At 61.3% G+C, this 12659-nt stretch carries 7 protein-coding genes; 3 read left to right on the top strand and 4 right to left on the bottom strand.

Features of this window, described 5'->3' with window-relative positions:
- Window positions 1-85 precede the first annotated feature (85 nt).
- Window positions 86-2089, top strand: a complete 2004-nt coding sequence (gene betT / locus HU736_RS15800) for a choline BCCT transporter BetT (protein WP_189691812.1) — start codon at window positions 86-88, stop codon at window positions 2087-2089.
- Between the two features lie 167 nt (window positions 2090-2256).
- Entirely contained in the window at window positions 2257-6921 is a 4665-nt protein-coding gene (locus HU736_RS15795) for a dermonecrotic toxin domain-containing protein (protein WP_186701226.1), read from the top strand.
- A gap of 3 nt (window positions 6922-6924) precedes the next feature.
- On the opposite strand, the gene HU736_RS15790 is transcribed toward HU736_RS15795, so the two are convergent.
- The 4 genes from HU736_RS15790 to gpmI all read right to left on the bottom strand — a co-directional run bounded on the left by HU736_RS15790 (window position 6925) and on the right by gpmI (window position 12040).
- Window positions 6925-7689, bottom strand: coding sequence for a divergent polysaccharide deacetylase family protein (locus HU736_RS15790; protein ID WP_101315596.1), 765 nt, complete (start codon window positions 7687-7689; stop codon window positions 6925-6927).
- Between the two features lie 7 nt (window positions 7690-7696).
- Window positions 7697-9013, bottom strand: a complete 1317-nt coding sequence (locus HU736_RS15785) for a S41 family peptidase (RefSeq protein WP_101315598.1) — start codon at window positions 9011-9013, stop codon at window positions 7697-7699.
- A 74-nt stretch (window positions 9014-9087) separates the two neighbouring features.
- Window positions 9088-10389, bottom strand: a complete 1302-nt coding sequence (locus tag HU736_RS15780; RefSeq protein WP_103435734.1) for a murein hydrolase activator EnvC family protein — start codon at window positions 10387-10389, stop codon at window positions 9088-9090.
- A 118-nt stretch (window positions 10390-10507) separates the two neighbouring features.
- The gene (gpmI, locus tag HU736_RS15775) at window positions 10508-12040 is read right to left on the bottom strand and encodes a 2,3-bisphosphoglycerate-independent phosphoglycerate mutase (RefSeq protein ID WP_186701225.1); all 1533 of its coding nucleotides are present in this window, start codon (window positions 12038-12040) and stop codon (window positions 10508-10510) included.
- A gap of 204 nt (window positions 12041-12244) precedes the next feature.
- Between gpmI and HU736_RS15770 the strand changes: the two genes are divergently transcribed.
- Entirely contained in the window at window positions 12245-12658 is a 414-nt protein-coding gene (locus HU736_RS15770; protein WP_103435736.1) for a rhodanese-like domain-containing protein, read from the top strand.
- The last annotated feature ends 1 nt before the right edge of the window (window position 12659 follow it).

Raw genomic sequence — 12659 nt, 5'->3', positions numbered from 1 at the left:
CACCTGTCGCAGTGGCATTAATTGACCAATTGCACGGGATTGACTGATTAGCCTCCACCCCAGCACTGCCCGGAGCATTCGTGCAATGAGTTCTGCCTCCCTAACCAAACCCCCCGCCGAGAGGGTCCGGGTCAACAACGTGGTGTTCATCACCTCTGCGCTGCTGATCCTTGTTCTGACTGCCTTGCTTATCGCTGTACCCGACACCGCCGGTGAAGTGCTCAACGTCGCCCAGACCTGGCTGACGCGCAGCTTCGGCTGGTATTACATGCTGGTGATTGGCGGCTACCTGGTGTTCGTCATCGTTCTGGCCTTCTCCAGCTTCGGCAAACTCAAGCTGGGCGGCAAGGATGACCAACCGGACTTCAGTTACGGTGCCTGGGCCGGCATGCTGTTCTCGTCGGGTATCGGTATCTCGCTGCTGTACTTCGGTGCGTCCGAGCCGCTGGATCATTACTTCAACCCGCCCGAAGGCACCGCGGCCAGCGCTGAAGCGGCGCGCCAGGGCCTGCAGCTGACCTTCCTGCACTGGGGCCTGCATGGCTGGGCGATCTATGCCTTGGTCGGCCTGGCGGTCGGCTACTTCGCCTATCGGCACAACCAGCCGCTGGCCTTGCGTTCGGCGCTGTACCCGTTGATGGGCGAGCGCTGGGTCAAGGGCAGCGCCGGCCATGCGGTGGACATCTTCGGCATGTTCGTGACCCTGCTGGGGCTGGTGACCAACCTCGGTATCGGCTCGATGCAGGTTGCCTCGGGGCTCGAGTACCTGTTCGGCATGGCGCACAGCAACACTAACCTGCTGATCGTCATTCTGGTCATGGCGACGGTGGCGACGGTGGCTGCGGTATCGGGTGTGGAAAACGGCATCCGCCGCCTGTCCAACTTGAATATCGTGCTGTTCAGCGGTCTGCTGATCTTCGTTTTGCTGGCCGGCGATACCCTGCACCTGCTCAACGGCTTTGTGCAGAACACCGGCGACTACCTCAACGGCATCGTGCTGAAGACCTTCGACTTGTATGTATACGAGAACGAAGCGGGCAAGTCCGAGCGCTGGTTGGGACTGTGGACCGTGTTCTACTGGGCCTGGTGGATTTCCTGGGGGCCGTTCGTGGGCATGTTCATCGCCCGTATCTCAAAGGGCCGCACCGTGCGCGAGCTGGTTGCCGGCGTGCTGCTGATCCCGCTGGGCTTTACCCTGGCCTGGCTGTCGATCTTCGGCAACACCGCACTGGACCTGGTGATTAACCATGGTGCGGTGGAGCTGGGCAAGACGGCGCTTGAGCAGCCATCGATGTCGATCTACCAACTGCTGGAATACTTCCCGGCAGCCAAGATCGTCATTGGGGTGGCGGTGTTCGTCGGCTTCGTGCTGTTCCTGACCCCGGCCGACTCCGGCGCGGTGATGATGGCCAACCTGTCGTGCAAGGGCGGCCAGGTCGACGAGGACGCGCCGCACTGGATGGTGGTGTTCTGGTCGGTGGTGATCACCCTGGTAACCATTGGCCTGCTGCTGGCCGGCAACTTCGCCGCCATGCAGACCATGGTCGTGCTCGCAGGGCTGCCGTTCTCGGTGGTGCTGGTGCTGTTCATGTTCGGCTTGTACAAGGCCATGAAGCAGGACGCGCAACTGGAGCAGGAGCGGGCCGAGCTGGCCGCGCGCGGCCGTCGCGGTTTCAGCGAGCGGCTCAGTGCGATGGAGTTGCAGCCGACCCAGGCGGTGGTTCAGCGCTTCATGGACAAACACGTCAGTCCGGCCCTCAAGGACGCCGCAGCGCAGCTGCAGGCGCAGGGTTTCGAGGTCGAGACCCGCTTAGGCCAGTCGCGCAATATGATGGGCCTGCGGGTGATGATGGAAGAGGGCAACCCGTTCGTCTACGAGGTCAGCCTGGACGGCTACCTGGCGGCGCCCAACGAGGCACAGGTGCAGGGCGAGGCCGATGTGCGCCAACGCTATTATCGCGCCGAGGTCTATCTGCACGATGGTAGTCAGGAGTACGACCTGATGGGCTTCTTGCCGGAGCAGATCGTTCGCGACGTGCTTGATCAGTTCGAGAGCCATCGCCAGGTGCTGGGCCGCGTGTACAGCTAGGGCACGTGCGCAGCTTTGCTTGAAACAGGCCTTGTCCATTGGACAGGGTCTGTTTCGTTGTTGCGCCAACTGCCTGATGGCGCAGTGTCGACCCCAGCAATAACTAACACCGGAGCACCCTCCACTACGCGTTAGGTTGAGCCTTTTCTCATCAGGAAAGTGCCGCCATGCCCAGCAACCCATCCGCAACAGCTTTTGATTTCCACGCCAGCGTAGCTGCTCAATTCGCCAACCGCCCTGGCCTGCGCCAGATCGCGGCTGAGCGGATCATGCAACTCTTGATCGAACACCATCCCATTCTCAAGACTGCCAGACCTGACATGCATTCAGCTGAAGGGCTGATGCTGATGACACCTGGACTTCCTCTCCGGTCGCTGGTCGACCTGGTGCTGCAAGCGCTGATTGACGGCAAGTTGCTGGACTTGTCGCCGGTAGACAACGTTGCCCAGTACTTCTGCCTGGAACCGGGTAGGCGCTTTTATGCGATCGAAGACTCCATGACCACCGGCGAGGGCGATGTCATAAAGCCTGAGCGGCTGCAGACAGCCTTCGACGAACTGGTTAGGCAGTTGCCAGATGACTTCTGTCAGGCCCAGGTCGACTATTGGCGGGCGACTGGCAGCATGGGCGTCGACCACCTGAGCTGGCTGCAGCAACTGCTCAAATCGGCGCTACTCTGCAACTTGCCCTGGCAGGCGCTGGACGAACAGCAGGCGCAGTGCGTGCGCGAGCTGCTGGCACGCGGCAATGTGCCGTCCGGTGTGTATCTGGTGCAGGTCGAACTGGACATTGGCGGGGCTACCTTCAGCGAGACATTGCCAAACCTGCTGATTCAGGCGCAATGGGACGAGCGCGAGTCCCTTATGTGGTGCGCGCCCTCGGGGATCATCCGTGCATTCGACTCGTTCGACGAGTTTGCTGCTGCGCTTGCCGACGAGCTCGGCGTGCGTTACCGCTTCGAGGCCATGACCTGGCACCGCTTTGCGTTGGAGGGCGACTGCTTTGTGCAGCAGGCGGCAATGTTGCTGGATATTCTCCTGGCGACGCTGTCGCGGCTGCGCCCCGCCTTGCTGGCAGATGTCGGCGCGCTTGAGCAGGCATATGCCTCGCTGAGCGACCCTGCCAGCTTCTTCATCCCGGCCTATTCCAACGTTGGCAATACCAAACTGAGCCTGCCTCCAGGACTGAATAGAGCGTCTTCCGAGGACAGCTTTGCCTACCAGTGTGGCCTGTTCGAGCTGGCCTTGGCGCAGGCTGACTCCGACGGTATCGCTGCACTTGATGGCATTCTTGACCTGCATGGCTACGCCAGCCAGCGTTTGCGTGAGCAGATGTTGAGTGATCATCCGATCGACGCCAATTACTTTGCGGATGACCTGTTGCTGACCCTGAGCGTGGCCAGGGGAGTGCCAGGCGGTGCGGGCGCGGGTGTTGGCGGTGGGGTGGTTGAAACGCGCAAGGTTTCGCTTACCCAGCTTGCCGTAGGCAATTTGAGCTCGCTGGCCGGAGCTACCCTGACGGCGATCGAGCATCGGGACGATCAACTGATCATGGACTGGATGAACGTCGAGTACGTCAAGGCACTTATCCAGCGTGTCGACATCGGTGCTCATTATCCGGTGTATGTCGCTGACCGCCTGGATGAGCCGGCCCAGCGTGAGCTGCGCGTCAGTCGTTTCGCGCGTGAATGGCGTTGTTCCTTCCTGTTCAGTGCCTTGCAGGCAAAGCTGGCAGGTAGCCTGAGTGAGGCCGCGCTGCAAGCCGTGGTCAATTACTGCCGGGGGCTGGATGACAAGCAGTTGCCAGGCAGCATGTTGATGCCACTCGCATTTCGGCGCGAGCCCAGCAGTGAGCACTACGACCTGGTGCGTGGAATGTATGTGCTGTTTTGCGTCGAGCCTGCGGTGGTTGTGCTATATCGGCCGTTGTATGCATCGCGCTCGGTGTGCGAGTTCGCCAGTCTGGATGCGATGATGCAGGCGATTCGTTCCGATATGGCCTTGCAGCAGGACATCCTTGAGTGGATCCTGCCACAGGCTCGAAGCGTGTATGCGCACGGCGGATTTACCGAGCCGCATCTGGGTGTGCCGATCTTCGATTCCTCGCTCCTGCCCGAGCGCGTGCAACCGCCTGCGCTCTGGCCGCAGTTTTGGCGCATTGATGTCGACGCAAAGATGTATGCAGCAAACCGCGACCTGCTGGTGGAGCTGGCTGACCGGCAGAGTGTGTCGAATGCCGAGAGCCGTTGGGCCATTCTGTGTGAAGGTGCCTGGTTGCTGTTCGACCTGATTACCTTGCAACTGCGCGGGCCGGTAGCAGTGGTGGCCTGGATGGTGCAACTGGCCAAGAGCGTCGACAATGACCTCACCGCGTTGGCTCAAGCTAGTCCCTTCGGGCGCTCAGCGGCGGTTGTCGACCTGATCCTCAATGCCGGCATGGCGCTGCTGCATGCGCGGTTGCCGCAGTTGCAGGAGCCCGTCCCCGTAGAGCAACCGCCGCTGGATCTGTTGCGCGGGCCGACAATCGCAGGCCACGGTGCATTCACGGCGATGACTCGCCCAGTCCAAGGCAAGGTTTACCTGCCTGGCGAGGTGCTCAACCAAGCCAGCCTGAACCTGGACTTTTCTTTCAGTGGAGGGCAGGGCTTCAATGTCCTGCCTCCTCAACGGCGGCAGGCCTTGCTGGCGATGCGCAGTGCTGTATCGCTCAACGGCATCCAGCCGCTGGGTGCTGGCCCTGAACAGGGCTTGTACATCAAGGACGGGCAGCATTATGTGTCGCTGCGTGGGGACATCTACGCGGTGGCGCTCAGCGCCGAAGGCGCACGCATTGAAGGCCGGGACGGCGCCGTCGGGCCGTGGCTGCTGCGCGAGTTCGGAGCGTGGCGTATCGATGCTCGGCTGCGCTTGGATGGCGGTATGCCGCGTAATCGCGTTCAGCGCCTGCAGGAGACCAAGAAGCAGCAGCTTACTCTGCTCAAGAATCAGGAAAGTGCGCTGATCGTGGACAGCGAACCACGGCGGCGAGACCTTGAAAAATATATCAGGCAAGAGTTCGAGAACAAGGCGCTGATCCTTGATCTGGAACAGGAGGCATCACTGGACAGCGTTCAAGTAAGCAAGTTGGCGCTGCTCAGGAGCCTTCAGAAGCGCTACAGCGAGCGTGTTGTCGGTGGCTATAAACGACTGATCGAGGTAGACCGCAAGCATGATCGCATTCTGACCGAGATTACTGCCGTCAGGTCCGTTGACCCATTGCTGGATCAGGTGCTGGACGGACAGCGCAGCGATATTCGGCGCAGCCTGGTCGAGAACTGCGCGCATTACTACAACCGTCTGGCGGACATGATCAACGACGAAGACATTGAGGAGCAAAGGGAGCAGCTGTTGGTCCTCCCGGAAACCGAGGCCGAAATCCAGCATTATCGGGAATTCACCAAGGCGCTTGAGGGCGTGCAGGTGTGGGAGCAGGAGTTGATCGAACTGTCCGGGCCGTTCGACGCCCTGCTCGAGGAAACGCTAAAGGACAGCACGATTCATTTCAAATCCGAGGAAGGCGGCAGAGACACCAAGGTTCAGATGCTCAATCGGATCATCGAGGCAAGGCGAGCGAACGCGGTAGACCTTGAATTCCGTATGCTGCAGGACCTTGCCGAGCTTAGTCTGGATCGCCTTGGTGGGGCCGACGAAGCGACCTTGAACGAGTACCAGAACTATCTCAACGGCCCGGCGTTGGCCAGTGCTGGCGCTGCGCACGCCGAGCTGGCGGGTGGGGACCTCGCGCTGAGCGAGCGGCTGGAAGTCCTGAACGGTGTAATGGATGCCTACGAGGAAGCAGCAGGTATGGCTGATTACTTGCTGAGCGTGGGCAAGAGAGTCATCCGAGCGGACAAGCTGCGGCTATACCAGCAGACGCTGGGCAAGCTCAAGGACTCGGTCAGGATCGAGATTGCCAGCGACCTGCGTGAACTTGAGCTGGCGGATGTACCGAGGGTGCGTACGCCTCTCTATGCAAAGCGTGGCGGCATACGTCGAGTGGTCCGCACGCACCGTGGCCGAAGCGTGGTGGGAGAGGAGGTGCAGGTCGATGGCGAGTCGGTTATCCAGCAAAGAGATTCCCACTCCAAGGTTTTGAAAACTTTCAGACGCCAGAACAGTACATGGGTCGAAGACGCCGAGTCCAACCCGCTCGACGTAGCTTCCCCATCGACGCAAGGGCTTGCCAGTGTCCGCCGACGCGGACGCGCGCTGTTGGACGAGATGGATTCGGTGGTCAAGATCGCTCGGCGCTATGTTTCATCTGACGAGCCGTTGGGCTTGAGCACGGTATTGGAGCTGCACCGCGAAAAACTCAGCGAGGTGCTCGCAGCACTGCCTCGCAGCGAAGGCGATGCAGCGTTGTATGAAGACCTTGAAACGGGCATCGAGTCATTGCAGGCGACCCAGGATGACTTGCTCAGATCGATCTACTTCAACACCACTCACCCAACGGCACGAGCGCTCAAGTACCTGCACGAGCAGAAACAACTGACTATTGTACGCACCGTCAAACGCAGACCGCTGCCGCGCAACGACTACCTGGATATCTATGAAATCAAGCGGCTGGCCGTGTCCGGACATGGTCGAGGCATTGGCTTGTGGGAGGCGCATTTCCACTACGCCAGCGAGGGCGCAGCTGACCTTGATTTTGTCGCCGGGCACCTCAAAACCTGGGCGCAGCGCGCGTTGGGCCGCGACGCTCAATTACGTGCAGCGCAGAACAGTGAGGTATTGGAGATCTACCGCGGCAAGCTGACCAAGGCCGATGTGCTCGGCATCATCCCGTTCGAGTAGGCTTCAGCGATTGCTGTAGCGGCCTTGCTTGCCATGTGCAGGCATGGCCAGATTGCTGCGCACGGCGATCATCTGGCGCAGCTCTATCAGTTCGATGCCCTGGCTCTTGAGCCGGGGCATTTCTCTTTCCAGAACCTCCAGCGTTTGTGCGTAAGGGTGGCCAATCAGCACAGCAGAGCCCTGCCTGCGGGCCAGCTCGACGCCTTCACGCAACTGAGCGGTGATGGCTTCGCTGGTGCGCACGTCGTCCAGAAATACATCCCGTGACACGTGTGCCAGGCAGTCTTCCTGCGCCTTGGCGGCAGCCACGGTAGCGGCACTGGTGCGGCTGTCGACGAAGAACAGGTCACGGCGCTGCAACTCAGCCATCAACCAGGCCATGGCAGTTGGCTCAGCGGTCATGCGGCTGCCCATATGATTGTTCACGCCTGCGGCAAACGGCACCTTGAGCAACGCTGCGTCGAGGCGCCGGGCGAGCTCTTCGGTCGGTAGGCCGGGGTGCCAGGCATATGGGCCGGTGGCCGGGTCCATCGGCATGTGCAGGATCACCGTCTTGCCGGCTTTATGGGCCTGGCGGGCGAAGTCGCTGGCGTGCGGGGTATCAGGCATCACTGCCATGGTCACCGGGCCGGGCAGGGCAAGGGTGCGCTGGTCGCGCTCGATGCTCTGGCCAAGGTCGTCGATGATGATGCTCATGTAAGCCTTGGCCGGCGCCGCATGGGCGGCGCCGGTCAGCAGGCAGAACAAGGTCAACAGCAGATAACGCATCAGCGGATCATTCGCCCTTGGTGATGTTCAGGCCTTTGAGCAGGCTCAGTGCCTGGCTCAGCTGGAAGTCATCATCCTGCGGGCGCTCTTTGCGCTTGCTGCTGCCGGTCGGGCGGTCGGCGCCGCCGTTGCCGTTGCCGAGGTGACCTTGCAGGTCGGCTTCCTTGAAGTTCTCGGTGTCGGCCTCGGCAGTGAGCTTGGCCTGGCGCACTTCGATATCGGGGACGATGCCCTGGGCCTGGATCGAGCGGCCGTTGGGGGTGAAGTACAGCGCGGTGGTGAGCTTCAGGGCGCGGTCGTTGGCCAGCGGCAGCACAGTCTGCACCGATCCTTTACCGAAGCTGTCGGTGCCCATCAGCACGCCGCGCTTCTGGTCTTGCAGGGCGCCGGCGACGATCTCCGAAGCCGAGGCACTGCCGCCGTTGATCAGCACCACCAGCGGTACGCCTTCACTGGCGTCGGCCGGGTCGGCCGAGAAGCGCAGCTCGGAGTTGGCGATGCGGCCTTTGGTGTAGACGATCAAACCTTTGGTCAGGAAGTGGTCGGCCACTTCGACCGCCGACTGCAACACGCCGCCGGGGTTGTTGCGCAGGTCGAGCACGACCCCGCGCAGCTTCTTGCCGTTGTCCTTGCGCAGCTTGGCCAGGGCCTTGCCGACTTCTTCGCCGGTCTTGACCTGGAACTGGGTGATGCGGATATAACCGTAGCCGCTTTCCAGCAGCTGGCTCTTGACGCTCTTGACCTGAATGACCGCACGGGCGAGGGTCACGTCAAACGGCGTGCCGCCATCGCGGACCAGGGTCAGGGTGATCTTGTCGCCGATCTTGCCGCGCATCTTGTCGACCGCTTCGGTCATGCTCTGGCCACGGGTCGGCGCGCCGTTGATCTTGACGATCAGGTCGCCGGCTTCGATACCGGCACGCGACGCCGGGGTGTCGTCGATTGGCGAGACAACTTTGACGAAACCGTCTTCCATGCCCACTTCGATGCCCAGGCCGCCGAATTCGCCGCTGGTGCTTTCCTGCAGTTCCTGGAAGTCTTCCGGGCCGAGGTAGGCCGAGTGCGGGTCAAGGTTGCTGAGCATGCCCTTGATGGCGTTCTCCAGCAGGGTCTTGTCGTCCACCGGTTCGACATATGCCGCTTTGATGCGGTCCATGACTTCGGCAAAGGTGCGCAGCTCTTCCAGCGGCAGCGGCGACTTCGCCGTGGCCTCGGGAGCTGGCGTTGCGGCTGGCTTGGCCGGCTCGGCGGCATGGGCCAGGGGCGCGCCGATCGCCAGGGCGACGGTCAGGGCCAGTTGGGTGAGGCGAGGCGAGTGCAGCATGTCGAACGAACTCCTGATCCTGTTGGCGCTCCCGCAGGAGCCTCGGTGCAGCCACCATAAATAAGTTGAAATGCCTAGCCACGACACCATTGCGCCGGGTCGCTCGGGCGGCCCTGCTGACGAATGGCAAAGTACAGACCTGCGCTTTCCTGGCCACCGCTGTCACCCACGGTGGATATGGCTTCCCCAGCCTTGACCACATCACCGGCGCTCTTGAGCAGGCGTTGATTGTGGCCATACAAGCTCAGATAGCCATTACCATGGTCGAGAATGACCAGAAGTCCAGCCCCACGCAACCAATCGGCAAATACCACTCGGCCGCCGTGCACTGCGCGAACCTGGGTGCCACTGCTGGCGCTGATCATCACGCCATCCCATTTGGCGCGGGCATCACCACCACGGGCATCACCGAAGCGTGCCAGCAATCGACCATTGACTGGCCATGGAAGTTTGCCCCGCGCTGCAGAAAATGCACCGCCATAGCTGGCGCCATCGCCGGAAACCATCGGACCGAGGGTGGTCAGGGCCTTTTTCGGTGGCTCGGCCGGCGCCTCGGCTGGGGCCTGGCGTGCGGCCAAGGCCTCCTGCTGGCGGCGTTGTTCGGCTTCGCGCTGAGCGATCAGGGCTTTTTGCCGCGCCTCTTCAGCTTCGCGGGCCTGGCGCGCGAGGGTTTCTTCGATGGTCTTGAGCACCTTGCCCAGCTCGGCCTGGTCCTGCTCGCGGGCTTGCAGCTTCTGGTCGCGCTGCTTCAAGTCGCTGTTGAGCTTGGCCAATACCGCCTTGCGCTTGTCGCGCTCGGCTTCGAGCTCCTGCCGGCGGCTGTCGAGGTTGCCGCTCTGGGCGAGCAACTGTGCCTGCTGGCTGGCAATGTCCTTCTCGACATTGGCCAATTGACGCAGGGTCTCGTTGAACACGCGCAACTGCTCCATACGCGCCTTGCTCAGGTAATCGTAATAGGTGAGGGTGCGGGCGAATTTCTCTGGGTTCTGCTGGTTGAGCAGCAGTTTCAGGTATTCCTCGCGGCCGTTGTTCTGATAGGCCGAGCGGGCCTGACTGGCAATCAGGCCTTGTTGTTCAGTGCGGGCGGACTGGAGTTTTTTTTTCTCGGTATCAAGGCGCTCCAGTTCGCCCTCGGTCTTTTTTAGTTCTTGCTGCAGGGCCTCCACCTGCTTTTCCAGGTTACCGATGTCGGTTTCGGTGCTCTTCAGGTCTTTTTGCACACCGGATTTTTCTTCCTGGAGCTTGCCCAGCATCTTCTTGAGCTCGGCGATGTCCTGGCGGGTGGCATCCAGTTGTTGCTGGGTCTGTGCGCGCTCATCGGCAAAGGCCGGGCTGAGCAGGCATGACAGGGCGAGAAGGATCAGGGCGCGGAACATGGAGTGGGCGTACCAGGGATGGAGACTGGCCTAGTATGCCCGCCTGGGCCTGCAAACAAAACGCCCCGCGGCATCTGCAGCGGGGCGTTTGTCTGGAAACAGCGGTGTAGCGGGCGGTTTATTCGACCAGAATCGAAGTCCCGGTCATTTCTGCCGGGATTTCCAGGCCGAGCAAGGTCAGCATGGTCGGTGCTACATCGGCCAGCACGCCGCCTTTGCGCACCTTGAGCTGGCGCTTGCCGACGTAGATGAATGGCACGGGCTCGGTGGTGTGAGCGGTATGCGCCTGGCCGGTGCTCTCGTCTTCCATCTGCTCGACGTTACCGTGGTCGGCGGTGATCAGTGCTTCGCCACCGACTTTGTCCAGGGCATCGACAATGCGCCCGACGCAGGTGTCGAGTGCCTCGACGGCTTTGACCGCAGCGGCAAACACACCCGTATGGCCGACCATGTCGCCATTGGCGTAGTTGACCACGATCACGTCGTAGCGCTGCTGCTCGATCGCTTCGACGATGCGGTCGGTGACCTCGGGTGCGTTCATCTCGGGCTGCAGGTCATAGGTAGCAACCTTGGGCGACGGGATGAGGATACGTTCTTCGCCTTCGAACGGCTCTTCGCGGCCACCGGAGAAGAAGAAGGTGACGTGGGCGTACTTCTCGGTTTCGGCAATCCGCAGTTGGGTCTTGCCGTTTTTTGCCAGGTATTCGCCAAGCACGTTGTCCAGGCTGGCCGGGACGAAGGCTGCCGGCGCGGGGATCTTCGCCGAGTACTGGGTCAGGCCGATGAAGGCTGCCACTTTTGGCTGGCGGGTGCGGGCAAACTCGTTGAAGTCAGGCTCGACGAACACCCGCGACAGTTCGCGGGCGCGGTCGGCACGGAAGTTCATGAAGATCACCGCATCGCCATCTTCGACAGTGACCGCTTCGCCAATCCGCGTGGCCTTGACGAATTCATCGCTCTCGCCGCGCGCGTAGGCCGCTTCAAGCCCTTCCACGGCGCTAGCCGCAGTGTGGTCGGCACTGGAATCGACGATCAGGTTGTAGGCCGCAGCGACGCGGTCCCAGCGGTTATCGCGGTCCATTGCGAAGTAGCGGCCGATGAGGCTGGCGATACGGCCTTTACCCAGCTTGGCAAAGGCAGCATCGACCAGCTCCAGCGACGACTGTGCGCTGCGTGGCGGCGTGTCGCGGCCATCGAGAAACGCGTGCAGGTAGATCTTTTCGGCGCCGCGCTGCGCGGCCAGTTCGGCCATGGCGATCAGGTGATCCTGGTGACTGTGTACCCCACCGTCGGAGAGCAGGCCGAGGATGTGCACGGCCTTACCGGCACCGACAGCCTTGTCGACTGCATCGCAGAGCACCGGATTGGTGAAGAACTCGCCATCGCGGATGGCCTTGGTCACCCGGGTGAAGTCCTGGTACACCACGCGGCCAGCGCCGAGGTTCATGTGGCCGACTTCGGAGTTGCCCATCTGCCCGTCAGGCAGGCCGACGTCCATGCCCGAGCCCGAGATCAAGCCGTTCGGCTGGGTAGCGCGAAGGCGATCGTAGACCGGCGTATTCGCGGCAAAGATGGCGTTGTGTTCAGGGTGTTCGCTATGGCCGAAACCATCAAGGATGATCAGGACCAGAGGTTTGGGCGTGTTCGTCATCAATCGCACTCACGGTTGCCAGAAGATGATAAAGACCAGATTTTAGGGCAAATGCGCCACCCCAGGCGAAAATTCATCGTGTTTGCCGACTGGCGCTGTAACGTTTGCAGATGAATGCTGCACGCCTGCCCGGCGGGCGGGCTTTGGTGGGCCTTGGCTGCTGTGTATACTGGCCGACATTTTCAATCGCGTGGAACACACCTGATGGTTGCTAACCTGATTACATTTGCCACAAACCACTTGATTCTGGTGGCGATTTTCTTTGTTCTGCTGATCCTGCTGTTGCTCAATGAAATCCGTCGTGGCGGCCAGAGCCTGAGCAACGGCCAGCTGACTGCGCTGGTCAACGCCGACAAAGGCGTGGTGCTCGACATCCGCACCAGCAAGGAATTCGCGGCCGGCCACATCGTTGGCGCCCTGAACATCCCGCAAGACAAGCTCGCCAGCCGTATGGCCGAGCTGGAAAAGCATAAAGACAAGACCCTGATCGTGGTCGACAGCATGGGTCAGCAATCCGGTACCCATTGCCGTGAACTGCTCAAAGCTGGTTACACCGCGGCCAAGCTCAGCGGTGGCATTTCCAGCTGGAAAGCCGATAACCTGCCCCTGGTGAAGTGAT

It is taken from the genome of Pseudomonas shirazensis (assembly GCF_014268785.2).
Classification (GTDB): Bacteria; Pseudomonadota; Gammaproteobacteria; order Pseudomonadales; family Pseudomonadaceae; genus Aquipseudomonas; species Aquipseudomonas shirazensis.
Note: the sequence above shows the minus strand (reverse complement) of the source record. Positions and strands in the feature narration are given on the sequence as shown.